Origin of the sequence: Clavibacter sp. VKM Ac-2873 (assembly GCF_015351075.1) — a bacterium.
Classification (GTDB): Bacteria; Actinomycetota; Actinomycetes; order Actinomycetales; family Microbacteriaceae; genus Clavibacter.
In genome coordinates, this window is record NZ_JADKRS010000002.1 from 475,162 (window position 1) to 499,333 (window position 24,172).

Annotated in this window: 26 protein-coding genes; 24 read left to right on the plus strand and 2 right to left on the minus strand. The window is 72.4% G+C overall.

From position 1 onward, the window contains the following. Window positions 1-2: 2 nt before the first annotated feature. Complete coding sequence (gene map, locus ITJ44_RS09620) at window positions 3-839, plus strand: type I methionyl aminopeptidase (protein ID WP_194634923.1); 837 nt, start codon at window positions 3-5, stop codon at window positions 837-839. Between the two features lie 42 nt (window positions 840-881). Here map and ITJ44_RS09625 read toward each other — a convergent pair whose 3' ends face one another. Then, window positions 882-2,882, minus strand: coding sequence for a transcription antiterminator (locus tag ITJ44_RS09625; RefSeq protein WP_194634925.1), 2,001 nt, complete (start codon window positions 2,880-2,882; stop codon window positions 882-884). Between the two features lie 210 nt (window positions 2,883-3,092). Here ITJ44_RS09625 and ITJ44_RS09630 point away from each other — a divergent pair, with 210 nt between their 5' ends. The 19 genes from ITJ44_RS09630 to ITJ44_RS09720 all read left to right on the plus strand — a co-directional run bounded on the left by ITJ44_RS09630 (window position 3,093) and on the right by ITJ44_RS09720 (window position 18,032). Then, the gene (locus ITJ44_RS09630; protein WP_194634927.1) at window positions 3,093-3,473 is read left to right on the plus strand and encodes a PTS sugar transporter subunit IIB; all 381 of its coding nucleotides are present in this window, start codon (window positions 3,093-3,095) and stop codon (window positions 3,471-3,473) included. 94 nt (window positions 3,474-3,567) lie between these two features. Continuing rightward, window positions 3,568-3,834 carry an HPr family phosphocarrier protein gene (locus ITJ44_RS09635; RefSeq protein ID WP_012039282.1) on the plus strand — a complete coding sequence of 89 codons (267 nt, stop codon included), beginning with the start codon at window positions 3,568-3,570 and terminating at the stop codon, window positions 3,832-3,834. Then, on the plus strand, window positions 3,831-5,501 hold the full coding sequence (gene ptsP, locus ITJ44_RS09640) for a phosphoenolpyruvate--protein phosphotransferase (RefSeq protein ID WP_194634929.1): 1,671 nt from the start codon (window positions 3,831-3,833) through the stop codon (window positions 5,499-5,501). Before ITJ44_RS09635 ends, ptsP begins: the two co-directional genes overlap by 4 nt. 114 nt (window positions 5,502-5,615) lie before the next feature. Next, a complete protein-coding gene (locus tag ITJ44_RS09645; protein ID WP_194634931.1) occupies window positions 5,616-7,145 on the plus strand; it encodes a PTS mannitol transporter subunit IICB in 1,530 nt (509 codons plus the stop codon). Window positions 7,146-7,257: 112 nt separating this feature from the next. After that, window positions 7,258-7,695 (plus strand): PTS sugar transporter subunit IIA, encoded by a 438-nt coding sequence (locus ITJ44_RS09650; protein WP_194634933.1) that lies wholly within the window; start codon window positions 7,258-7,260, stop codon window positions 7,693-7,695. Continuing rightward, window positions 7,692-8,861 carry a mannitol-1-phosphate 5-dehydrogenase gene (locus ITJ44_RS09655; protein ID WP_194634936.1) on the plus strand — a complete coding sequence of 390 codons (1,170 nt, stop codon included), beginning with the start codon at window positions 7,692-7,694 and terminating at the stop codon, window positions 8,859-8,861. The genes ITJ44_RS09650 and ITJ44_RS09655 overlap by 4 nt, the downstream gene beginning before the upstream one ends. A gap of 256 nt (window positions 8,862-9,117) precedes the next feature. Next, window positions 9,118-9,339 (plus strand): translation initiation factor IF-1, encoded by a 222-nt coding sequence (gene infA / locus ITJ44_RS09660; protein ID WP_012039277.1) that lies wholly within the window; start codon window positions 9,118-9,120, stop codon window positions 9,337-9,339. Window positions 9,340-9,411: 72 nt separating this feature from the next. Further along, window positions 9,412-9,525 (plus strand): 50S ribosomal protein L36, encoded by a 114-nt coding sequence (gene rpmJ, locus ITJ44_RS09665; protein WP_012039276.1) that lies wholly within the window; start codon window positions 9,412-9,414, stop codon window positions 9,523-9,525. Window positions 9,526-9,679: 154 nt separating this feature from the next. Beyond that, window positions 9,680-10,054, plus strand: coding sequence for a 30S ribosomal protein S13 (gene rpsM / locus ITJ44_RS09670; protein ID WP_053775246.1), 375 nt, complete (start codon window positions 9,680-9,682; stop codon window positions 10,052-10,054). 44 nt (window positions 10,055-10,098) lie between these two features. Further along, window positions 10,099-10,497 carry a 30S ribosomal protein S11 gene (gene rpsK / locus ITJ44_RS09675; protein ID WP_012039274.1) on the plus strand — a complete coding sequence of 133 codons (399 nt, stop codon included), beginning with the start codon at window positions 10,099-10,101 and terminating at the stop codon, window positions 10,495-10,497. 161 nt (window positions 10,498-10,658) lie between these two features. After that, a complete protein-coding gene (locus ITJ44_RS09680) occupies window positions 10,659-11,654 on the plus strand; it encodes a DNA-directed RNA polymerase subunit alpha (protein ID WP_012039273.1) in 996 nt (331 codons plus the stop codon). 52 nt (window positions 11,655-11,706) lie between these two features. After that, window positions 11,707-12,264, plus strand: coding sequence for a 50S ribosomal protein L17 (rplQ, locus tag ITJ44_RS09685; protein WP_194634938.1), 558 nt, complete (start codon window positions 11,707-11,709; stop codon window positions 12,262-12,264). A 109-nt stretch (window positions 12,265-12,373) separates the two neighbouring features. Continuing rightward, entirely contained in the window at window positions 12,374-13,462 is a 1,089-nt protein-coding gene (locus ITJ44_RS09690) for a GNAT family N-acetyltransferase (protein ID WP_228494863.1), read from the plus strand. Then, window positions 13,459-14,463: a tRNA pseudouridine(38-40) synthase TruA gene (locus tag ITJ44_RS09695; protein WP_194634940.1), complete on the plus strand. Its 1,005-nt coding sequence runs from the start codon at window positions 13,459-13,461 to the stop codon at window positions 14,461-14,463. Before ITJ44_RS09690 ends, ITJ44_RS09695 begins: the two co-directional genes overlap by 4 nt. A gap of 151 nt (window positions 14,464-14,614) precedes the next feature. After that, on the plus strand, window positions 14,615-15,061 hold the full coding sequence (gene rplM, locus ITJ44_RS09700) for a 50S ribosomal protein L13 (protein WP_012039269.1): 447 nt from the start codon (window positions 14,615-14,617) through the stop codon (window positions 15,059-15,061). Window positions 15,062-15,111: 50 nt separating this feature from the next. After that, window positions 15,112-15,597, plus strand: coding sequence for a 30S ribosomal protein S9 (rpsI, locus tag ITJ44_RS09705; protein WP_194634942.1), 486 nt, complete (start codon window positions 15,112-15,114; stop codon window positions 15,595-15,597). Between the two features lie 22 nt (window positions 15,598-15,619). After that, the gene (glmM, locus tag ITJ44_RS09710; protein ID WP_194634943.1) at window positions 15,620-16,969 is read left to right on the plus strand and encodes a phosphoglucosamine mutase; all 1,350 of its coding nucleotides are present in this window, start codon (window positions 15,620-15,622) and stop codon (window positions 16,967-16,969) included. Window positions 16,970-17,085: 116 nt separating this feature from the next. After that, on the plus strand, window positions 17,086-17,655 hold the full coding sequence (locus tag ITJ44_RS09715) for a hypothetical protein (protein ID WP_194634945.1): 570 nt from the start codon (window positions 17,086-17,088) through the stop codon (window positions 17,653-17,655). Continuing rightward, window positions 17,652-18,032 (plus strand): hypothetical protein, encoded by a 381-nt coding sequence (locus tag ITJ44_RS09720; RefSeq protein ID WP_045529589.1) that lies wholly within the window; start codon window positions 17,652-17,654, stop codon window positions 18,030-18,032. Before ITJ44_RS09715 ends, ITJ44_RS09720 begins: the two co-directional genes overlap by 4 nt. 1 nt (window position 18,033) lies before the next feature. Here the strand turns inward: ITJ44_RS09720 and coaA are convergent, their stop codons facing one another. Beyond that, entirely contained in the window at window positions 18,034-18,993 is a 960-nt protein-coding gene (gene coaA / locus ITJ44_RS09725) for a type I pantothenate kinase (RefSeq protein WP_194634947.1), read from the minus strand. Window positions 18,994-19,099: 106 nt separating this feature from the next. On the opposite strand from coaA, the gene glmS reads away from it, so the two are divergent. From glmS to alr (ITJ44_RS09745), 4 genes are read left to right on the plus strand one after another with little or no spacing between them, the layout of a single operon-like run. Continuing rightward, the gene (glmS, locus tag ITJ44_RS09730) at window positions 19,100-20,950 is read left to right on the plus strand and encodes a glutamine--fructose-6-phosphate transaminase (isomerizing) (protein ID WP_194634949.1); all 1,851 of its coding nucleotides are present in this window, start codon (window positions 19,100-19,102) and stop codon (window positions 20,948-20,950) included. Between the two features lie 10 nt (window positions 20,951-20,960). Further along, the gene (locus tag ITJ44_RS09735) at window positions 20,961-21,320 is read left to right on the plus strand and encodes a holo-ACP synthase (RefSeq protein ID WP_194634951.1); all 360 of its coding nucleotides are present in this window, start codon (window positions 20,961-20,963) and stop codon (window positions 21,318-21,320) included. Further along, window positions 21,317-22,474, plus strand: coding sequence for an alanine racemase (alr, locus tag ITJ44_RS09740; RefSeq protein ID WP_194634953.1), 1,158 nt, complete (start codon window positions 21,317-21,319; stop codon window positions 22,472-22,474). The genes ITJ44_RS09735 and alr (ITJ44_RS09740) overlap by 4 nt, the downstream gene beginning before the upstream one ends. Then, window positions 22,471-24,168, plus strand: coding sequence for an alanine racemase (alr, locus tag ITJ44_RS09745; RefSeq protein ID WP_194634955.1), 1,698 nt, complete (start codon window positions 22,471-22,473; stop codon window positions 24,166-24,168). The genes alr (ITJ44_RS09740) and alr (ITJ44_RS09745) overlap by 4 nt, the downstream gene beginning before the upstream one ends. Window positions 24,169-24,172: the final 4 nt, after the last annotated feature.

The window sequence follows — 24,172 nt, forward strand, 5'->3', positions numbered from 1 at the left end:
CCGTGGGCGCGCTCCGCCGCACGCCGGGGATCTACAAGACCCCGGACGAGATCCGCCGCATGGTCGCGCCCGGCCTCGCGACCGCCGCGTCGCTCGACGCCGTCCGCGGGCTCATCGCCCCGGGTGTGACCACCGGCGAGCTCGACGCCGCAGCCGACGCCGCCATCCGCGCGCTCGGCGGCCACTCCAACTTCCAGCTCGTGCCGGGCTACCGCCACACCGTCTGCGTCTCCGTGAACGACGAGGTCGTGCACGGCATCCCCGGCGACCGCGTGCTGCAGCCGGGCGACATCGTCTCGGTGGACAGCGGCGCCGAGATCGACGGCTGGAACGGCGACTCGGCGATGACCGTCGTCGTGCCGGATCCCGCGCGCCCCGACATCGTCGAGGCCCGCGAGCGCCTGTCGCGCGTGACCGAGGACTCGCTCTGGGCGGGCATCGCCCGGCTCGCGACCGCGTCGCACCTCAACGAGGTGGGCGAGGCCGTCGAGGAGAGCGTGGAGGCGGCCGGCTCCTTCGGCATCGTCATGGACTACACGGGGCACGGCATCGGCCGGAGCATGCACGAGGATCCGCCGGTGTTCAACTACCGCGTGCGCGGCCGCGGGCCCGCCGTGAAGCCCGGGTTGGTCGTCGCGATCGAGCCGATGATCACCGACGGCGACGCGGAGACGCGCGTGCTCGACGACGACTGGACGGTCGCCACGGTGGACGGCAGCATGGCCTCGCACTGGGAGCACTCCGTCGCGGTGCACGCGGGCGGCATCTGGGTGCTCACGCTCGCCGACGGCGGGGCGTCGCGCCTCGTGCCGCTCGGCGTCACGCCCGTCGCGCCCTGACGCGCTGATCGGCGGACCACCGGCGGCGCACGCGCCGGCCGGTCAGGTGTCCATGACGTGCACGAGCTCCTCGATGAAGGAGCCGTGCGAGCCGGACGCCCGCATGATCGCCTGCACGTCGCGGTGGTCGGAGAAGACCTCGACGAACTGGTCGAAGACGTGCTGGAAGCTCGTGCGGCCGCTCGCGCTGAACGCCACGAGCGCGACCACGTGCACGCGGTTGCCGCCCCACTGCATCGCCTCGTCGTTGACCACGATGGCGATGGCGGTGCGATGGGCGGTCATGTCGAGGGAGTGCGGCACGGCGAGCGTGTCGGTGAACGCCGTCGACGACAGGCGCTCGCGCTCGATCGCGCCCTCGATGTACTCGGGCTCGATGATGCCCTGCTCGACCATGCGCTGGCCGAGGAGCCGGATCATCGCCTCCTCGTCGGGCGCGTGCAGGTCGCGGAAGAACAGCGACTCGTCGAGGAAGCGCAGCAGGTCGTGCTTCATGGAGCTGCGGCGCGCGTGGCGGCGGACGCGGGCGACGGCCCGGCGGATCGCCTCGATGTCGTCGGGCGTCGGCAGTGGCTGGACGACGACGACGTCATCGCCGGGCGGACGCGTGCCGGTGGCGTCGATCACGAGCTGGACCCCGAGGGCGTCCGCGTCGACGTCGGTGCGGGTGACCACGGCGTCCACGCTGATGTCGGCGCCCAGCGCCTGCTCGATGCGCTGGCGCATGATCTGGTGCAGGTCGTAGTAGTTGGGGCACACCAGCGCGCACGCGACCCGGTCGTCGCGCCGCGCGACGCGCTCCCGGTGCGATCCCACGTGCAGCGCGATGTACGCGATCTCGTCGTCGTTGATCGCGATCCCGCGCCGCCGCTGCACCTCGCTCGCGATGAACACGGCGATCTCGTACGTCATCGGATAGGAGGTCTTGATGGAGCGGGCGAGCGGGTTGCGGGAGAACGAGCGGTCGGCGGCGCGGGCGACGAGGTTGCCGAGGTGCAGCGAGAAGCGCACCGTGAAGTCCTCGTCCTCGAGGTCGACCAGGTACTCCTGCTTCACGCGGCGGACGATGGCGCGCACCACGTCGAGGTCGCTCTCGACGACGTGCTCGCGCATCACGGTCGCGAGCGACTGCTCGTTGCCGGGCGTGACGACGCGCGTGCGGACGAGGAGCGCGAGGTAGGCGACGTCGCCGGCGGGCACCGGCACGTCGAAGTGCGCCCGCAGGAGGCCTCCGAGCACGTCGCGGATCGCGAGGGCGGTGGGGTCGGCGGAGGGCACGGGCGACGACGCGTCGCCGTCGGCGGCGGTCGGCCCCCCGGATGCGGGCGCGTCGTCGAGCCCGGCGCCCGCGGCGGGATCCCCGTCCTCGTCCGTGCGTCGTGGCGCCCGGGCCAGCCGGTCGACCGCGATCGCCACGTGCAGGAGCACGTTGTCGACCCCGTACTCGTTGACGAAGAAGCCGCCCGCGGTCAGCTCGCGGATCAGGTCCGTCTTGAACGCGCGGAGCGAGTCGGACGCGAACTCCCGCTGCACCGTCTCGAGCGGCAGGAAGCCCTGCGCGCTCTCGTCGCGGAACATGCGCGACAGCAGCCGGCGGAAGTCGCGCTCCGAGCCCTCGAGCACGACGGTGGATCCGGTGCGGCGGAGGGCGAGCCCGGCGTCCTCGACGAGGGCGCGCACCTTGCGCAGGTCCGCCTCGATCGTGGACTCGCTCACGTGCAGCTCGCCGGCGAGCGCGAAGACGTCGAGGCCGTCGGGCGCGTCGCCCAGCCGGCGGACGAGGGCATGCAGGCGGTCGCGCGGCGTGCCCTGCGGATCGCCGCCCGTGCGCGTCCCGAGGTGGCGGGCGTAGCTGCCCGCGTCGATCCTGTACCCGTCGGGGGAGGAGGCGATGGCCACGCTCGAGCGCTCCCGCACGGCGGTGACGTAGTTGCGGACGCTGCGCGTCGTGACGCCGAGGCGGTCCGCGAGCTCGCCGGCCTCGACCCAGCGGTCGGCCGTGGACAGGTAGTCCAGCAGCCTCTCCTGGTTCTCGCTCAGCATCGTCGTCTCCCTGCGCGACGGATCGCGTCCCCGGGCGGCGGACGGAGCCTGCCGCTCTCGGAGACGAGTCAACCATCCGCGCCCGCGCGCCATGCCCGCCGGGGCGCCCGCCGGCCACCTCTTCCTACCCCGCGGAAGCGGATCTGCTGGCACGCGCGGCCCCCCGCGGAGCACCATGGGACGACCAGCGACGACGCGAGGAGGCACAGCATGACCGGGAGGATCCTCGTCGTCTGCGGCTCCGGCGCATCCAGCACCTTCCTCGCCCAGCGCCTCCGTGCGCTCGCCGAGGCCGACGGGCTCGAGATCGAGGCGGTCGCCGGATCCCTCGCCCAGGTGCGCCTCGACGCCGCCGGCATGGACGTCGTCCTCCTCGGCGCCCACCTCGCCGACCGGCTCGACGCCGTGCGCGCCGCGGCCGAGGACGAGGGTGCGACCGCCGTGCTCCTCGACGCCGACGCGGCGCAGCCCGAGGGCGCGCGCGCCGCGCTCGACCGGGCCATCGCCGCCATGCGCCAGGGCGCCCGCGCGCTCCGTCTCTCCCCGGGGCTGCACGGCCGTCCCGTCGGGGGATCCCCGCCCGTCGCCTGAACCCGGAGCCCGCCGCCGACACCGCACGACCCGCACCACCGCACGACGCCCGCCCACCAGGGCCCCGACGACGGGGCCGACCGAAGGAGCCACCATGGCAGAACGCACCGTCACCATCGCCTCGTCGCACGGGCTGCACGCCCGCCCCGCCTCGCTGTTCACGCAGGCCGCCGCGAAGGCCGGGATCCCCGTGCAGCTCGCCAAGGGCGACCGCAGCGTCAACGCCGCGAGCATCCTCGGCGTGATCTCGCTGGGCGTCGACACGGGCGACGAGGTCGTCGTCTCCGCCGAGGGCGAGAACGCCGAGCAGGTCGTCACCGACCTCGCCACGCTCCTCGAGTCCGACCTGGACGCCGCATGAGCTCCCGCACCCTGAACGGCATCGGCATCGGCCGGGGATCCGCCGTCGGCCCCGTCATCCGGATGCCCGACCCGCTCCCCGAGCCCGCCGACACCGCGAGCGCGCTCACCGCCGACGAGGAGCGGATCCGCGTGAGCGCGTCCCTCGCCGCGACCGCGGCCGACATCCGCATCCGCGGGGAGAAGGCCGGCGGCGCCGCCAAGGACGTCCTCGAGGCGCAGGCGTTCATGGCCGAGGACCCGACGCTCGTCGAGGACATCACCGCCCGCCTCGCGTCGGGCCGCACCGCCGAGCGCGCCGTGCACGAGGCGTTCGCCGGGTTCCGCGACCTGCTCCTCAGCATGGGCGGCTACATGGGCGAGCGCGCCACCGACCTCGACGACGTCTCGCAGCGCGTCGTCGCGCACCTGCAGGGCGTCGCCGCCCCCGGCGTGCCGGATCCCGACCACGCCTTCGTGCTCGTCGCCCGCGACCTCGCCCCCGCCGACACCGCGCTCCTCGACCTCGACAAGGTGCTCGCCCTCATCACGACCGACGGTGGCCCGACCTCGCACACCGCGATCCTCGCCCGCGAGAAGGCGATCGTCGCGGTCGTCGGCGTCGCGGCCGCGAAGGACCTCGCCGACGGCGAGACCGTCGTGGTCGACGCGCTCACGGGTGCCGTCACCGTCGCGCCCACGCCCGAGGAGGAGTCCGCCGCGCGCGACGCCATCGCCGCCCGGAAGGCGCGCGTCGCCGTGCCCACCGGCCCGGGCGCGCTCGCCGACGGCACCGCGATCCCGCTGCTCGCCAACCTCGGATCCGCCGACGGCGCGGCAGACGCCGTCCAGAAGGGCGCCGAGGGCGTCGGCCTCTTCCGCACCGAGTTCCTCTTCCTCGACGCCACCAGCGCGCCGACGGTCGACGAGCAGCGCGCGCACTACACGCGCCTGCTCGAGGCGTTCCCGGGGCAGAAGGTCGTCGTCCGCGCGCTCGACGCCGGCGCCGACAAGCCGCTGAGCTTCCTCAACGACGCCGACGAGGAGAACCCGGCCCTCGGGCTCCGCGGGCTCCGCGCGCTACGGGCCAACGAGCAGATCCTCCGCGACCAGCTCACCGCGCTCGCGCAGGCCGACGCCGCGACCGACGCCGACCTGTGGGTCATGGCGCCCATGGTCTCGACCGTCGAGGAGGCGCGCTACTTCACGGCCCTCGGCCGCGAGCTCGGCCTGACGACGGTCGGCGTGATGGTGGAGGTCCCGTCCTCCGCGCTCCTCGCGGACCGGATCCTCGCCAACGCCGACTTCGCGAGCATCGGCACCAACGACCTGACGCAGTACACGCTCGCGGCCGACCGGCTCCTGGGATCCGTGGCCGCGTTCCAGGACCCGTGGCACCCCGCCGTCCTCCGCCTCGTGCAGGAGGTCGGCACCGCGGGTCGCGCGCTCGGCAAGCCGGTGGGCATCTGCGGCGAGGCCGCGGCCGACCCGCTGCTCGCCGTCGTGCTCGTCGGCCTCGGCGCCACCAGCCTCTCGATGTCGCCCGCGGCCCTCGCCGACGTGCGCGCCGAGCTCGCCATCCACACGCGCGAGGAGGCGGAGGCCCTGGCCGCCGTCGCCCTCGCCGCCGACAGCGCCGTCGAGGCGCGCGCCGCGGTCACCGCGGCATCGGCGCCCGCCACCGTCTGACCCGCACCACCGACCCACCCGCACGGCCCTCTCCACCGCACCACCGCACATCCCTCCACCGCAGCACGCGGGCCGCAGCAGGCCCGCCATCACCACGACAGGAGCACCACCCCCATGACGACGACGTCACCCACCCGCAGCACGGGACAGTCCGTGCGGCTCGGCGTGCAGAAGTTCGGCACGTTCCTCAGCGGCATGATCATGCCCAACATCGCGGCGTTCATCGCCTGGGGCCTGCTCACGGCCCTGTTCATCCCGACCGGCTACCTGCCCAACGCCGACATCGCGCAGCTGATCAGCCCGATCCTGTTCTTCATGCTGCCGCTGCTCATCGCGAACACCGGCGGCCGCATGGTCTACGACACCCGCGGCGGCGTGGTCGCGACCATCGCGACCATGGGCGTCATCGTCGGCACCATCGGCACGCCGTACTACGACGGCGGCAGCCCGATGTTCCTGGGCGCCATGATCACGGGCCCGCTCGCGGCGTACCTGCTGAAGGTCATCGAGCGGCTCTGGATCGACCGGATCCGCCCCGGCTTCGAGATGCTCGTCAACAACTTCTCGGCCGGCATCCTCGGCGCGGTCTTCGCGGTCGGCGCCTTCTTCGGCCTCACGCCCGTGATCCGGGGGATCACGTCGGTCCTCGGCGGCGGCGTCGGCTTCCTGGTCGACAACGGCCTGCTGCCCCTCACGAGCATCGTGATCGAGCCCGCCAAGGTCCTCTTCCTCAACAACGCCATCAACCAGGGCATCCTCACGCCGCTCGGCACCGCCGAGTCGCTGGAGAAGGGCAAGAGCATCCTGTTCCTGCTCGAGGCGAACCCCGGCCCGGGCCTCGGCGTCCTCCTCGCCTTCGCCATCTTCGGCGCGGGCGCGGCGCGCTCCACCGCCCCCGGCGCGATCCTCATCCAGTTCGTCGGCGGCATCCACGAGATCTACTTCCCGTACGTGCTCTCCAAGCCGCTCCTGTTCCTCGCGGTCATCGCGGGTGGCGCGTCCGGCGTCGCGACCAACGTCGCCTTCGGTTCCGGCCTCCGCGCCCCGGCCTCGCCCGGCAGCATCATCGCCGTGCTCGGCCAGACCGCCAGCGACAGCTTCCCCGGCGTGATCCTCTCGGTCATCATCTCGGCGGCGGTCACCTTCGTCGTCGCCGCGGTCATCCTCCGCACCGGCAAGAAGTCCGACGGCGACTTCGGCGCCGCGGTCGCCGCGACGCAGGCCAACAAGGGCAAGGAGTCCTCGATCCTCTCGGGCCTCGGCGCGGAGACCGGCACGGCGGGCACGGTCGGCGGCCTCGCCGACGGCGCGACGGGCGCGGGCACGGACGGCGGCACGGCCACGGCCACCCGCATCCAGGACATCGTGTTCGCCTGCGACGCCGGCATGGGCTCGTCCGCCATGGGCGCCTCGGTGCTCCGCAACAAGATGAAGAAGGCCGGCGTCACCGACGTCACGGTCGTCAACAAGGCGATCGCGGCCCTCGACGGCACGGCCGACCTCGTGATCACGCAGCGCGAGCTCACCGACCGCGCCCGCCAGAAGAGCCCGTCCTCGGAGCACGTGTCCGTCGACAACTTCATGAACTCGCCGCGCTACGACGAGATCGTGGAGCTGGTCCAGAAGCAGCGCTCGGACAGCTGATCACGTAGGGTCCGCCCTCGCGGCGGACCCCGCACCACCGCACCCGCGGGGGCCGGGCCGGGCCGCACGGCACCGCCCGGCCCCCGCACCACGCACACACGTCAGGAGCATCATGTCGAACGTCCTCGAACCCGCCCAGATCCGCGTCGGCGGCACCGCCTCGAGCGTGGAGGATGCCATCGCCGAGGCGGCGGGCATCCTCGTCGCCGCGGGCGCCGTCACCCCCGAGTACCAGGGCTTCATGCTCGAGCGCGAGAAGAGCGTCTCGACCTACATGGGCAACCTGCTCGCGATCCCGCACGGCACCAACGAGGGCAAGGACACGATCCTCGACTCCGCGCTCTCCTTCGTGCGCTACGACGCCCCCATCGACTGGGCGGGCAACGAGGTCCGCTTCGTCGTCGGCATCGCCGGCAAGGACGACGGCCACCTCGACATCCTCAGCAAGATCGCCATCATCTTCAGCGACGACGACGAGGTGCAGAAGCTCCTCGACGCCCCCGACGCCGAGGCGCTGTACGCCCTCCTGGCCGAGGTGAACGAGGCGTGAAGGCGGTCCACTTCGGCGCCGGCAACATCGGCCGCGGCTTCGTCGGGCTGATCCTGCACGAGGCCGGCTACGAGGTCGTGTTCGCCGACGTCAACGCCGAGCTCATCGGCCACCTGGACTCCGCCGACTCCTACCGCGTCACCGAGGTCGGGCCGCACGCGCGCGATTGGACGGTGACGGGCTTCCGCGCGATCGACAGCGCGACCGACGGCGAGGCGCTCATCGCGGAGATCGCGACGGCCGACGTCGTCACCACAGCGGTGGGCCCGGCCATCCTCCGCTTCGTCGCCCCCGCGATCGCCGCCGGCCTCCGCGCGCGTTCGGCCGACCTCGGCCCCGTCGCCGTCATGGCGTGCGAGAACGCGATCAACGCGACCGACACCCTCCGCGACGAGATCGCGAAGGCGCTCGGCGACGAGACCGACGCCCTCGGACGAGCGGTCTTCGCGAACACGGCTGTCGACCGCATCGTGCCGAACCAGGATCCCGCCGCGGGCCTCGACGTCACCGTCGAGGACTTCTCGGAGTGGGTCGTGGAGCGCGGGCCGTTCGGCGACGCCGTGCCGGCGATCCCCGGTGCCACGTTCGTCGACGACCTCGCGCCCTACATCGAGCGCAAGCTCTTCACGGTGAACACGGGCCACGCGACCGTGGCGTACCACGGCTACGCGCGCGGCGCCGTGAGCCAGTCGGACGCGATGGCGATCCCCGAGGTCGCCGACGAGGTCCGCCAGGTGCTCGAGGAGACGAGCGCGCTGCTCGTCGCGAAGCACGGGCTCGACGAGGCCGAGCAGGCCGCGTACCGCGAGAAGAACCTCGCGCGCTTCGCCAACCAGGCGCTCGCCGACACCGTCGAGCGCGTCGGCCGCCAGCCGCTGCGCAAGCTCTCCCGCGAGGAGCGCTTCGTCGGCCCCGCGTCGCAGCTCGCCGAGCGCGGGCTGCCGCACGCGGCGCTCGTGCGCGCGATGGGGCAGGCGCTCCGCTTCGATCCCGCGGGCGACCCGCAGGCGCTCGAGCTGCAGGAGCTGCTGGCGACGGACACCGCGGCCGATCTCGTGCGCCGCGTGACGGGCCTGGACGACCAGCACCCGCTCACGGCCGACCTGGTCGCCGTCGTCGACGCCGCCCAGGCCGACCGCCGCAGCGCGCCGCGCCACCGCGCCTAGACCGCGCGACACCGGCACGACCACGGCATGCGATCCGCACGGGCCGGACGGGCGACCGCCCGGCCCGTCGTGCGTCCGCTAGCGCAGGATCCGCGGATCCGGACGCGACACGCGGGGAGAATTGCGACACGCCCGGGGATGCCGTACTCTCGACCCTTGGTGCTCGGCCGCCTCCCGGCGTGCCATGGGCACCTGCGTCTCACCATGATGCGCATCCGCACGAACAGCAGACACCACCTCTAGCGACAGTGAGTATATGGCCAAGAAAGACGGCGTCATCGAGATCGAAGGCGGAGTTGTCGAAGCTCTGCCGAACGCGATGTTCCGCGTTGAGCTGAGCAACGGGCACAAGGTCCTCGCCCACATCTCGGGCAAGATGCGTCAGCACTACATCCGCATCCTCCCCGAGGACCGCGTGATCGTGGAGCTGAGCCCGTACGACCTCACCCGCGGCCGGATCGTCTACCGCTACAAGTAGGCCTGCTGCACAAGGAACGGCCCCGCATCCGCGGCGGCACGAGGCCAGCGAGAACGAAAGCAAGGAAGCATCATGAAGGTCAACCCCAGCGTCAAGAGGATCTGCGAGAAGTGCAAGGTCATCCGACGCAACGGGCGCGTGCGCGTCATCTGCGACAACCCCCGCCACAAGCAGGTCCAGGGCTAGTCCGCACGACCGCACGGCACCACCAGCACCATCTGAAGAAGAACGACAGCAGCGCCGGAAGCCGGGGTCCTGAGGGATCCGGGGGACACCATCGGTCGGAGGCCGATGCACAGGCTCTGCTGCAGACCTCCATCCATCACCAGGAGAAGCCTCAATGGCACGTCTAGCAGGCGTCGACCTCCCGCGCGACAAGCGCGTCGAGATCGCACTCACGTACATCTACGGCGTCGGCCGCACCTCGAGCGTCAAGACCCTCGCGGACACCGGCATCGACAAGAACATCCGCGTCAAGGACCTGAGCGACGACCAGCTCATCGCCCTCCGCGACTACATCGACGGGAACTTCAAGGTGGAGGGCGACCTCCGCCGCGAGGTGGCCGCCGACATCCGACGCAAGGTCGAGATCGGCAGCTACGAGGGCATCCGCCACCGCCGCGGCCTCCCTGTCCACGGGCAGCGCACGAAGACCAACGCTCGCACCCGCAAGGGCCCGAAGCGCACCGTAGCCGGCAAGAAGAAGGCGCGCTAGGCCCTCGGCCCGCGCCTCGCCACCCGTAGACACAGGAGAATTCCATGGCAGCACCCAAGTCGGCCGTTCGCAAGCCGCGCCGCAAGGACAAGAAGAACATCGCCGTGGGCCAGGCCCACATCAAGAGCACCTTCAACAACACCATCGTCTCGATCACGGACCCGACCGGTGCCGTCATCAGCTGGGCGTCCTCGGGCGTCGTCGGCTACAACGGCTCGCGCAAGTCGACGCCGTTCGCCGCGCAGCTCGCCGCCGAGTCGGCCGCCCGCCAGGCGCAGGAGCACGGCATGAAGAAGGTCGACGTGTTCGTCAAGGGACCCGGCTCCGGCCGTGAGACCGCGATCCGCTCGCTCCAGGCCGCCGGCCTCGAGGTGGGCTCGATCAACGACGTCACCCCGCAGGCGCACAACGGCTGCCGCCCGCCCAAGCGCCGCCGCGTCTAGCTCGCGCTGATCGGCCGCTGCCGTCCCGCTCCACGAGGAGGGGACGGCGTCGGCCGATCCGCCGTGTGTCCGATCGACCAATTCACTACCCGCCCGGGCCGCCACCCGGGGGGCATCGCAGGCGTCATATAGCGGACGCCTCGCCGAAAGGAAACAACACAGTGCTCATTGCGCAGCGCCCCACCCTCACCGAGGAGTCCATCTCGGAGTTCCGCTCGCGGTTCGTCATCGAGCCGCTCGAGCCCGGCTTCGGCTACACGCTCGGCAACTCGCTCCGCCGCACGCTCCTCTCGTCCATCCCCGGCGCGGCCGTCACCAGCATCCGGATCGACGGCGTGCTGCACGAGTTCAGCACCGTCCCCGGCGTGAAGGAGGACGTGACCGAGATCATCCTCAACATCAAGGGCCTCGTCGTCTCCAGCGAGCACGACGAGCCGATCACGGCGTACCTGCGCAAGCAGGGTGCCGGCCAGGTCACGGCCGCCGACATCTCGGCTCCGGCCGGCGTCGAGATCCACAACCCCGAGCTCGTCATCGCCACGCTCAACGAGAAGGCGAAGTTCGAGCTCGAGCTCACGATCGAGCGCGGCCGCGGCTACGTCTCGGCGACCCAGAACCGCAGCGAGTTCAGCGAGGCCGGCCAGATCCCGGTCGACTCGATCTACTCGCCCGTGCTCAAGGTCACCTACCGCGTCGAGGCCACCCGTGCCGGCGAGCGCACCGACTTCGACCGCCTCGTGGTCGACGTCGAGACCAAGTCGGCCATCACGCCGCGCGACGCGATCGCATCCGCCGGTCGCACGCTCACCGAGCTGTTCGGCCTGGCGCGCGAGCTCAACTCGGCCGCCGAGGGCATCGAGATCGGCCCCGCGCCGGTCGACGCCGTCCTCAGCTCCGAGCTGTCGATGCCCATCGAGGACCTCGACCTCTCGGTCCGGTCGTACAACTGCCTCAAGCGCGAGGGCATCAACAACGTCAGCGAGCTCGTCGCCCTCTCGGAGACGCAGCTCATGAACATCCGCAACTTCGGACAGAAGTCGGTGGATGAGGTCAAGGACAAGCTGGTCGAGCTCGGTCTGTCGCTGAAGGACGCCGTCCCCGGCTTCGACGGCGCGCACTACTACAGCTACGACGAGGACGAGACCACCACCAACTGATCCGTCCGGCCTCGGCCGTACGCCTTCTTTCGACACTTACGGAGACAAGACCATGCCCAAGCCCACCAAGGGTCCCCGCCTCGGAGGCGGCCCGGCGCACGAGCGCCTCATGCTCGCGAACCTGGCCCAGAGCCTCTTCGAGCACAAGTCCATCAAGACGACCGAGACGAAGGCCAAGCGCCTGCGTCCCGTCGCCGAGCGCCTCGTGACGTTCGCCAAGCGCGGCGACCTGCACGCCCGCCGCCGCGTCATGGGCATCATCCCCTCGAAGAGCGTCGTGCACGAGCTCTTCACGGAGATCGCGCCCCTCGTCGCCGAGCGCGACGGCGGCTACACCCGCATCACGAAGCTCGGCTTCCGCAAGGGCGACAACGCCCCCATGGTGCAGATCGAGCTCGTGCTCGAGCCCGTGACCCCGAAGGTGCGCGCCTCGCGCACCTCCACCGCGACGGCTCCGGCCGCCGCGGCCCCGGTCGCCGAGGCCGAGGAGACCGAGGTCCCCGTCGAGGAGACCGACGCCGTCGAGCACACCGACGAGACCCCCGCGGAGACGACCGATGAGGCCGCCGCCGAGGTCGAGGCCGACGCCGCGGAGAAGTCCGACAAGTAGCAGCCGCACCACCGCATCACCCCGAGAGCCCCCGCCGCCCTGCGCGTCGGGGGCTCTCGTGCGTCCGGGCACCCCCCGCCCGTCCGCACCTCCCCGGTACCCTGGGGGGATGACCGACAGCAGCACGACCATGCCGGACGCCCCCTCCTCCGCGCCGATCCCGCTCCCCGAGGGGCCCGAGGGGATCACCTGGCGCCCCATCTCCCCTGGCGACGTCGACGCGCTCGTCGAGCTCATGAGCGTGGTGGCCGACGCCGACCACCCCGACCACCGCGCCACGCGCGAGGAGATCGAGATGGCGCAGGGCTTCTCCTTCGTCGACCTCGCGCGCGACACGATCGTGGCGGTCGACGCCGACGGGCGACTCGTGGCCGAGGGCGTCGCCGTCGTCAAGCCGGATGACGAGACCGTCGTCCGCGCGAACGTGTCCGGCTCCGTCCGTCCCGAGGTCCGGCGGCGCGGCATCGGCGGGCGGCTGCTCGACTGGCAGATCGCGCGCGCGACGCGGTCGCTGACCGTGGCGCAGCCGGCCCCGCACATCACGGAGCCGGTGCCGACGCGCATGGGCGCGGACGTGCAGGTCGACTCCGCGGGCGCCGTCGCCCTGCTGGAGTCGCGCGGGTTCACCCCGAGCCGCTACTTCATCGAGATGCACCGCGACCTCGCGCAGGACCTCCCCGACGTGCCCGTGCCGGAGGGCCTCCGCCTGATCCCCGTCACGCGCGAGTGGTGGGAGCGCGCGCGCCTCGCCAAGAACGAGGTGTTCCGCGACCACTGGGGATCCGAGCCCGTCAGCGTCGAGCGCTGGGAGGCCTTCCTGTCGCTGCCGACCGCGCGCGACGACCTCTCCGTGATCGCCGTCACGGGCGACGGCGAGGACGCGGTCGTGGCCGGGTTCGCGATGGCCGAGGTCACGCCGGAGAACTGGGAGGCGGCGGGCTACAGCTCCGCGTACGTCGCCCTCGTCGGCGTGCGCCGCGAGTTCCGCGGCCGCGGCCTCGCGCAGGCGATCCTCTCCGCCGCCCTCGCGGGCTTCCGCGCGGAGGGCGTCCTGCGCGCCGTGCTCGACGTCGACTCCGACAGCCCCACGGGCGCGCTCGGCCTGTACGAGCACCTCGGCTTCACGCAGGCGAGCCGCTCGGCCGTCTACGAGCGCGAGGTCGGCATGACGCCGCCGCGGGGATCCGCCGCCCGATGAGCGCGGATGCCGGAGCGGGGGACGCCGGCGCGCGCCTCCGCCTCGACATCGCCTACGACGGCACGCGGTTCGCCGGCTGGGCGAAGCAGCCCGGGCTGCGCACCGTGCAGGGCGCGCTCGAGGACGCGCTGGCGCAGCTGCTCGCGCGGACGCCGCCGGCGCCGACGCTCGTCGTCGCCGGGCGGACCGATGCGGGCGTCCACGCCACCGGGCAGGTCGCGCACCTCGACCTCACGGACGCGCAGATCGCGTCCCTCGACCGGCCGTCGCGGGGTCGCGCGGTCGCGGCGGACGCGGGGGAGGGGCGGCACATCCCCTCGGCCGAGCGCGCCGCGGCGGCCCTCGCGCGCCGGATGAACGGCGTGCTCGGCGCCAGATCCGACGTCGTGGTGCTCGCCTGCGCCCCCGCGCCCGACGGGTTCGACGCCCGCTTCTCCGCGACCTGGCGCGCGTACCGGTACCGGATCTCCGACGCCGCCGGTCCCCGCGACCCGCTGCAGCGGCACCGCACCGTCGAGATCCCGGTCGCGCTCGACGCGGTGGTGCTGCAGCAGGCGGCCGACGCCCTCCTCGGCCTCCACGACTTCGCCGCGTACTGCAAGCCGCGCGAGGGGGCGTCGACCATCCGCACGCTGCAGGAGCTGACCTGGACCCGCACGGCCGATGGTGCGCTCGAGGCCGCGGTGCGGGCGGACGCGTTCTGCCACAGCATGGTGCGCGCTCTCGTGGGCGCGTGCGTCGCGGCGGCGTCCGGACGCGTCGGCGTCGCGCGGCTCCGCGAGCTGCTGGAGCTCCGCGAGCGGACGAGCGAGTTCGCCGTGATGCCCGCGCGCGGGCTGGTGCTCGAGCGGGTCGGCTACCCGCCCGACGCGGAGCTCCGGGCGCGGAACGAGATCACCCGGAACCGTCGCGCGGCGCACGAGGTGGATCCCGTCGTCGAGGGCGCGGCGACGGCCGCCCGCGACCTGGCCCGCCTCCTCGACACGCCCGGGATTGCCTGATCGCCCGGGATCGCGTACTCTGAACCGGTTGTCTGCACGTCAGCGTGCGGCGACGTACAAGGTTGAGCCCTCCACCGGATGCGTTCTCGTCAGAACGCCCACGGAGCGGGATCCACGACCATCTCACCTCGAAAAGAAGGCAGTCAGATCAATGACGCGCACCTATTCCCCCAAGGCCAGTGAGGTCCAGCACGACTGGGTCGTCATCGACGCCACGGACATCGTCCTCGGCCGTCTCGCCAGCCACGCCGCCGCGCTCCTGCGCGGCAAGCACAAGGCCACGTTCGCCCCCCACATGGACATGGGCGACTTCGTGATCATCGTCAACGCCGAGAAGGTGGCGCTCACGGGCCAGAAGCTCGAGAAGAAGCTGGCCTACCGCCACTCCGGCTACCCGGGCGGCCTCACGGCCACCACCTACGTCGAGATGCTCGAGAAGCACCCCACGCGCGCGGTCGAGAAGGCCATCCGCGGCATGCTGCCGAAGAACTCGCTGGGTGCGGCTCAGCTGAAGAAGCTCAAGGTCTACGCGGGCCCCGAGCACCCCCACGCTGCTCAGCAGCCCACCCCGTACACCCTCGGCCAGGTCGCTCAGTAGCTCCGGCTGCCGACAGCGACGACCAAAGACCTCAGAAGGAATCGAACCCAGTGGCTCAGATCTCAGACTCCCTCGACGTGGCTCCCGAGAGCTTCTCGACCGAGACCCCGAACGAGGAGGCCCCCAAGGCCCCCCGCGCGGTCCTCAACGTGTCCGGCGGCGCCGTAGGACGACGCAAGCAGGCCATCGCCCGCGTGCGCCTCGTCCCCGGCTCCGGCTCGATCACGGTCAACGGCCGTGAGTTCGCGGACTACTTCCCCAACAAGCTGCACCAGCAGCTCGTGAACGACCCGTTCAAGGTGCTCGACCTCCTCGGCAGCTACGACGTCGTCGCGCGCATCTCCGGTGGTGGCCCCTCCGGCCAGGCCGGTGCCCTGCGCCTCGGCATCTCCCGCGCGCTCAACGAGATCGACGAGGAGAACAACCGCGCCGTGCTGAAGAAGAACGGCTTCCTCAGCCGCGACGCGCGCGTCAAGGAGCGCAAGAAGGCCGGACTCAAGAAGGCCCGCAAGGCGCCCCAGTTCTCGAAGCGCTAAGGCGCTCGGGCACCCGGCAGCCATGCCCCGGCTCTTCGGCACGGACGGCGTCCGCGGACTCGCCAACGGCGAGACCATCACCGCGGACCTCGCCCTGCGCCTGGCCCAGGCCGCCGCGCACGTGCTCGGCCAGGACGCCCGGGATGCCGGGCGACGACCCACCGCGGTCGTCGCCCGGGATCCCCGGGTGTCCGGCGAGTTCATCGCGGCCGCCGTGGCCGCCGGCCTGGCGAGCTCCGGCGTCGACGTGTTCGACGCCGGGGTCATCCCCACGCCGGCCACGGCCTACCTCATCGCGGACTTCGACGCCGACTTCGGCGTCATGATCTCCGCGTCGCACAACCCCGCTCCCGACAACGGGATCAAGTTCTTCGCCGCAGGCGGACGGAAGCTCGCCGACGAGCTCGAGGACCGCATCGAGGCGCAGCTGAGCCAGCCCGTCCTGCTCCCCACGGGAGCCGACGTCGGCCGCATCCGCCGCTTCGCCGACGCCGAGGACCGCTACGTCCTCCACCTGCTCGGCACGCTGCAGCACCGGCTCGACGGGATCCACGTGGTCCTCGACTGCGCGCACGGCGCCGCCGCGGGCATCAGCCCCGAGGTCTTCACCGACGCGGGCGCGCGCGTCACCGTCATCGGCAACGACCCGGACGGCATGAACATCAACGACCGGGTCGGGTCCACGCACCTCGACCTGCTGGCCGAGGCCGTCCTCGCGCACGGCGCCGACGTCGGCATCGCGCACGACGGCGACGCCGACCGCTGCCTCGCGGTCGACCACACCGGCCGGATCATCGACGGCGACCAGATCATGGCCGTCCTCGCGCTCTCCATGGCGCGCCGCGGCCTGCTGGCCGATCGCACGCTCGTGGCGACCGTCATGAGCAACCTGGGCCTCCGCATCGCGATGGCCGAGAACGACGTCACCGTGCTGCAGACGCGCGTCGGCGACCGCTACGTGCTCGAGGCCATGAACGAGGGCGGCTACTCCCTCGGCGGCGAGCAGTCGGGGCACCTCGTCATCGCGGAGCACGCGACGACGGGCGACGGGATCCTCACGGGCATCCAGCTGCTCGGCGAGATGGCCGCGACCGGCAAGAGCCTGCACGAGCTCGCCTCGGTCATGACCGTCTACCCGCAGGTCATGATCAACGTGCGCGGCGTCGACCGCGATCGGGTGGGCGACGACGCCGAGCTGAACGCCGCCGTCGCGCGCGCCGAGGCCGAGCTGGGCGACACGGGCCGGATCCTCATGCGGGCGTCGGGCACCGAGCCGATGATCCGCGTGATGGTGGAGGCCGCCGACCAGGCGACCGCCGAGCGGCACGCGCAGGAGCTGGCCGCCCTCGTCACGGAGCGCCTGGCGATCTAGCCGGCCCGCGCCAGGGCGCTCCCTTCAGGAGTCGCTGTGGAGGAGATCGTCGGGGCATCCCGGCCTCCCCCACCATGTCCTCATCAGCAATTGAGGAGGGCCATCCCCTGAAGATCATGAAGCGCTCGGTGCGAAGCGTGATTCTCGTAGCCGTAGTCATTGCGGCCGCAAGTCCGTCTCCGGCGTTCGCCGACGCATCAGGGCGCGCACAGGACGTCAACGTCGTTCGGATATGCGCGGGTCAAGCCATCGATCTCGATGATGCGAATGGCTTGCCGCTCCCGGTCGAGCGGCAGCAGAGCCTTCGGGACCATGCGGAGTTCCGCTGTGCTCATCCTGAGCTGGCGTCCCGGGGCAGTAGCTCGACAGCCTCGTCGCCCGAGGTCGTGCACGTGGACTCAGACGGCTATTATCCGGTGGCGAATCTCGACATTCAGCCGGGTCAGGTCACTTGGCTGGCGACAGTCGGTGGAATGCCGGTCGGCCCGTATAAGACGCTGTCCTGCGAATGGCGTATCGACAACGGAGCTTGGCAAGACTGTGGAACGGCGTCGGGGTCCGGCAGCGGACTGCGAACCCGCACGAATCAGTATTGCCCTTTCCCGGGCCTCCTGTTCGAAGTGGAGGCGTTTCTTCACGTGAACGGCGTGGATTACTTTGACAATGCGGACGGGATAACGCAATGAGCAGTCTGTTCTGCATCGTCAAGTCGACGAGCTGCACTTCTGACGTCACGTTACGGACCCTGGATGTCCGACCGGGGGCGTGGCTGTGCATCCGCGCCGAGACGCCCACGGCTCCGGTGGGCCCTCACGCGACGGAGCGCTCGACGTCCTACGCGGTGCTGCCATCGCTGGAGGACGGTCGAGGGCATCGTGTCGTCGCGGAACGCGTGATGAGCGGAGGCGGCGAGCCGCTCACCGGCGTCGTCGACTGGATCTTCCGATGGCCCTTCGAGGTAGACCTCACGGGTGCGTTCCGCCTGAGCGACGGAGACAGCTGGTCCATCTCGTTCACGTGCATCGACGTGGACGGGATCGTCGCCGACAGGGTCCTCGAGTAGGTCAGAGCTTGCGGAGCAGGACGTTCGCGACGGAGTGGTCGGCGTCCTTGCGCAGCACGAGGGTCGCCCGCGAGCGGGTCGGCCGGATGTTCTGCTCGAGGTTCGGCTCGTTGATGGCCGTCCAGATCCCGCGCGCGCGCGCCACCGCCTCGGCCGGGCTCAGCTCCGCGTACCGGTGGAAGTACGAGCGCGGGTTGCTGAACGCCCCGCGCTGGAGGCTCAGGAACCGCTCCTCGTACCACTGCGCGATGTCGTGGGTGCGGGCGTCCACGTAGATCGAGAAGTCGAAGAGGTCGCTCACGGCCAGCTTCGCGCCGGACGCCGCCGGCTGCAGGACGTTGAGGCCCTCGATGATGAGCACGTCCGGTTGCCGGACGACCACCTCGGCGCCCGGGACGATGTCGTACGCGAGGTGCGAGTAGAACGGCGCGCGGACCTCGGGGACGCCGCTCTTGACCTGCGTCACGAACCGCAGCAGGGCCCGTCGGTCGTACGACTCCGGGAACCCCTTCCGCTCCATGAGGCCGCGGCGCTCCAGCTCGGCGTTCGGGTGCAGGAAGCCGTCGGTGGTCACGAGCTCGACGCGCGGGGTGTCCTCCCAGCGCGCCAGCATCTCGCGCAGCAGGCGGGCGACGGTCGACTTGCCGACGGCCACGGAACCCGCCACGCCGATGATGAACGGCGTGCTCTTGGCGCGCTCGCCGAGGAACGCGCTCGTGTCCCGGTGCAGCTTCTTCGTGCCCGTGACGTAGAGGTTGAGCAGGCGGCTGAGCGGGAGGTAGACGTCCTCGACCTCGTGCATGTCGAGCCGGTCGCCGATGCCACGGAGCTGCACCAGCTCGGTCTCGCGGAGCGGGAGCTGCGTGGCGGGGGCGAGGGCGGCCCAGTCGGCCCGGGCGATCTCCACGAACGGGGAGACGTGCCCATGGCTCGTCGGGTGTCCCGTCGCGGTGTCTGGCATGGCCCCTCATCCTACGGCGGGGTCGGAGCGGCGCCGGATGCCCGGGCGCGCCCGGAGCGCGCCGCGCGCAGGGGATCCGGGATCCCCGACGGTAAACTCGTGCCCCATGTGCGGAATCGTGGGTTACGTCGGTGAGGCCAGGAGCCTCGAGGTCCTCCTCGGAGGGCTGCGGAGGCTGGAGTACCGCGGGTACGACTCCGCGGGCGTGGCCGTCCTCGACGCGGAGGGGACGCTCGGCGTACGCAAGCGCGCGGGGAAGCTCGACCGCCTCCTGGAGGACCTCGAGGCGTCGCCGCTGCCGAACGGATCCACCGGCATCGGCCACACCCGCTGGGCCACGCACGGCGGCCCCACCGACCGCAACGCGCACCCGCACCTCGGCGACGGCGGCAAGCTCGCCCTCATCCACAACGGGATCATCGAGAACTTCGCGGAGCTGAAGGACGACCTCCTCGCGGACGGCTACGCCTTCGAGAGCGACACGGACACCGAGGTCGCGGCGCAGCTCCTCGGCCGCGAGTACGGCATCACGCACGACCTCGAGCAGGCGTTCCGCAACACCGTGAGCCGGCTCGAGGGCGCCTTCACGCTGCTCGCCGTGCACCGCGACCAGCCCGGCCTGGTGGTCGGCGCCCGCCGCAACTCGCCGCTCGTCATCGGGCTCGGCGAGGGCGAGAACTTCCTCGGATCCGACGTGGCCGCGTTCGTCGAGTTCACCCGCCGCGCGGTCGCCATCGGGCAGGACCAGATGGTCGCCATCCGGCCCGACTCCGTCACCGTCACCGACTTCCACGGCGCGCCCGTCGAGACGCACGAGTTCGAGATCGCGTGGGACGCATCGGCCAGCGAGAAGGGCGGCTGGTCGAGCTTCATGGCGAAGGAGATCAGCGAGGGCCCGGACGCGGTGGCGAACACCCTGCGCGGCCGCATCGTCGACGGCGTCGTCGTGCTGCCCGACCTCGACGCGATCGGGGAGGTCGACCTCGCCGACATCTCGCGCATCGTCATCGTCGCGTGCGGCACCGCCGCGTACTCGGGCATCCTCGGCAAGTACGCCATCGAGAAGTGGGCCCGCGTCCCCGTCGAGGTCGAGCTCGCGCACGAGTTCCGCTACCGCGACCCGGTGCTCGACGCGACCACGCTCGTGATCTCCATCAGCCAGTCCGGCGAGACCATGGACACGCTGCTCGCCGTGCGGTACGCCCGCGAGGCCGGCGCGCGCGTGCTCTCCATCTGCAACACGCAGGGCGCCACCATCCCGCGCGAGTCCGAGGCCGTCGTCTACACGCACGCGGGTCCCGAGGTCGCGGTCGCGTCCACGAAGGCGTTCGTCGCGCAGGTCGCGGCGCTGTACCTCTTCGGGCTGCACCTGGCGCGGATCCGCGGCACGCTGTCGGCCGACGAGATCGTCGCCAACACGGAGGAGCTGCTCGCGATCCCGGAGAAGCTCGCCACCGTCGTGGAGCAGGGCGAGAAGATCAGCCAGCTCGCGAAGTGGATGGCCGACACCCGCGCCGTGCTCTTCCTCGGCCGCAACGTCGGCTTCCCGGTCGCGCTCGAGGGCGCGCTGAAGCTCAAGGAGCTCGCGTACATCCACGCGGAGGGCTTCGCCGCGGGCGAGCTCAAGCACGGGCCCATCGCGCTCATCGAGCCGGGCCAGCCCGTCTTCGTCGTCGTGCCGAGCCCCACGCACCAGCTCGCGCTGCACAAGAAGGTCATCTCCAACATCGAGGAGATCCGCGCGCGCGGCGCCCGCGTCATCGCGATCGCCGAGCAGGGCGACGCGTTCGTGCTGCCGCACGCCGACGAGGTCATCCCGATCCCGCTCGCCGCGCCGCTGTTCGAGCCGCTGCTCGCCGTCACCCCGCTGCAGATCTTCGCGATGGAGCTCGCGGCGGCCAAGGGCCTCGACGTCGACCAGCCGCGCAACCTCGCGAAGTCCGTCACGGTCGAGTGACCGGCCGCGCGTGATCAGGGGCATCGGCGTCGACGTGGTCGACGTGGCGCGGTTCGCCCGGAGCGCCGAGCGCACTCCGGGCCTCGTGCCGCGCCTGTTCGCGCCCGCCGAGCGGTCCCTGCCCGCGCGCTCGCTGGCGGCGCGGTTCGCGGCGAAGGAGGCGCTCATCAAGGCGCTCGGCGGACCCGGCGGGATCAGCTGGCAGGACATGGAGGTCGTCCGCGACGACCACGGCGACCCGTCGTTCCGCGTGGGCGGGGCCGTCGCGCAGGTGGCGGCGGAGCGCGGCGTCACGCGGATCCACCTGAGCATGAGCCACGACGCCGGCCTCGCGACCGCATTCGTCGTGACCGAGGGGGACGCGCCGTGACCGACGAGGCGACGCTCCAGTCGCCGGCCGCCCTGCGGCGGGAGGCGCGCATCGACACGGGCGCGATCTCCGCGAACGTGCGCACGCTGCGGGCCGCCACGGGCGCGCCGCTCGTGATGGCCGTGGTCAAGGCCGACGGCTACGGGCACGGCGCGGTGGCGTCGGCGCGCGCGGCGCTCGCCGGCGGGGCCGACTCGCTCGGCGTGGTCGACATCCGCGAGGCGCTCGCGCTGCGGGCGGCCGGGATCCCGGCCCCGATCCTCACCTGGATGCACGCGCCCGGCACCGACTTCGCCACCGCGATCGAGGCCGGCATCGACCTCGGGCTCAACAGCCTCCGCCAGGTGCGCGAGGTCGCCGACGCCGCGCGCCGCGTCGGGCGGCCCGCGGAGGTGCACCTCAAGGTCGACACCGGCCTCGGGCGCAACGGCGTGACGCCGGCGGAGTGGCCGGCCGTCGTCGCCGAGGTCGCCGAGCTCGTCGAGCAAGGCCGGATCCGACTCGGCGGCGTCTTCAGCCACCTCGCGAACGCCGGGGCGGACGAGGACATGGCGCAGGTCCGTGCGTTCCACGGGGCGGTCGACGTGGTGCGTGCCGCGGGGCTCGAGCCGGGGATCCGCCACCTCGCCGCCACCGCGGGTGCCCTGCGCGTGCCGGAGGCCCGCCTCGACATGGTGCGCCTCGGGATCGGGATCTACGGCATCTCGCCGCTCGACGGCGTCACGTCCGCCGACCTCGGCCTCGTGCCCGCCATGACCCTCGTCGGCAGCGTCGTCGCGGTGAAGCGCGTGCCCGCCGACACCGGCGTCTCCTACGGCTACACGTACCGCACCACCCGCGCCACCACCCTCGCGCTCGTCTCGCTCGGCTTCGCCGACGGCGTGCCGCGGCTCGCGAGCAACCGCGCGCCCGTCGCGATCCACGGCGCGCGCTTCCGCGTGAGCGGCCGGATCGCCATGGACCAGTTCGTGGTCGACGTGGGCGACGGCGTCGTCGACGGCCGGCCCGTCGCGGTGGGCGACGACGCCGTGCTCTTCGGGGATCCCGCGACGGGCGCGCCCTCGGTGGAGGAGTGGGCCGAGGCGACCGGCACCATCGGCTACGAGATCGTCGCGCGCGTCGCCGGCCGCGTGACCCGGAGGCACTCCGCATGACCGCGACCGCATCCGTGCCCGTGCCCGAGCCCGGCCCCGACGCCCCCGGCCGTCGCGCCGTCGTCGACCTCGACGCCATCCGCCACAACGTCCGCACTCTCGCGGCGCTCGCCGCCCCCGCGCGCACCATGGTCGCGGTGAAGGCCGACGCCTACGGTCACGGCGCGCTGCAGGTCGCGCGGGCCGCCCTCGAGGCCGGCGCCGAGAGCCTCGCCGTGCTCGACGTCGCGTCGGCGGTCGAGCTCCGGCGCGCCGGCATCGACGCCCGCCTGCTCGCCTGGTTGCACGGGATCGACACCGACTTCCGCGTCGCGGTCGAGGAGGGCATCGACCTCGGCGTCTCGGCGCTGTGGGAGCTGGAGCGCATCGCGGCCGCCGGGCGCGCGACGGGGATCCGGGCGCGCGTGCACCTCAAGGCCGACACGGGCCTCAGCCGCAACGGCGCCACCCCGGAGGCCTGGCCCGACCTCGTGCGCGCCGCCGTGGCCGCCGACGCCGCGGGCGAGCTCACGCTGCACGCGCTGTGGTCGCACCTCGCCGACGCCTCGCCCGAGGACGACGACGCCGCGCTCGCCCGCTTCCACGAGGCCGTGCGCGTGGCCGAGGAGCTGGGCGCCCGCCCGGTCGAGAAGCACCTCGCCGCGAGCTCCGCGGGGATCCGGCTGCCCGCCGCCCGCTTCGACATGGTGCGCTTCGGCATCGCCGTCTACGGCATCTCGCCCTTCGACGACCGCTCCGGCCGCGACCTCGGCCTCGTCCCGGCGATGACGCTCGAGGCCGACGTCGTCTCCGTCAAGCGCGTCGAGGCCGGGCACGGCGTCTCCTACGGCCTCGACCACCGCACCGCGGGCCCGTCGACGCTCGTGCTCGTGCCGCTCGGCTACGCCGACGGGATCCCCCGCATCGCCGCGCCGCGCGCCTCCGTGCTCCTGAACGGCCGCCGGCTCCCGATCGCCGGCCGCATCGCCATGGACCAGCTCGTGCTCGACGTCGGCGACCTGGCCGTCGAGGTCGGCGACACCGTCGTGATCCTCGGCCCCGGCGACCGCGGCGAGCCCACCGCCGAGGAGTGGGCCGGCTGGGCCGAGACCATCGGCGACGAGATCGTGACCCGCGTGGGGCCGCGCGTCGACCGCGTGCACCTGCACGAGCGCCCGGACGCGGAGGCCCCGACCGCCGAGGTCCTGTCCGACGAGCTCGTCCCCGTCGCGACCACCGACGACATGGAGGAGCTCGGCCGCGCCCTCGCGCGGGAGCTCGGCCCGGGCGACCTCGTCGTCCTCTCCGGCCCGCTCGGCGCGGGCAAGACGACGTTCACGCGCGGGCTCGGCGACGGCCTCGGCGTCCGCGGCCCCGTCACGAGCCCCACGTTCGTGCTCGCGCGCACGCACCCGAGCCTCGTCGACGGCCCGCCGCTCGTGCACGTCGACGCCTACCGCCTCGCCGACGCCCGCGAGCTCGACGACCTCGACATCGACTTCGCGCGCTCGGTCGTGGTGGTCGAGTGGGGCGATGGCAAGCTCGGCGGCGTCGCGGAGGAGTGGTGGGATCTGCGGATCGCACGCCCCACGGGCGCGGGCGACGCGGATCCGGACGCGGCCGACGACGCCGGTGACGACGCCGACCCGGACGCGGCCCCCGAGGAGCCGCGCACCGTCCGCGTCCGACGGCTCCGCGCGCGCCCCCGCGCCTAGACTC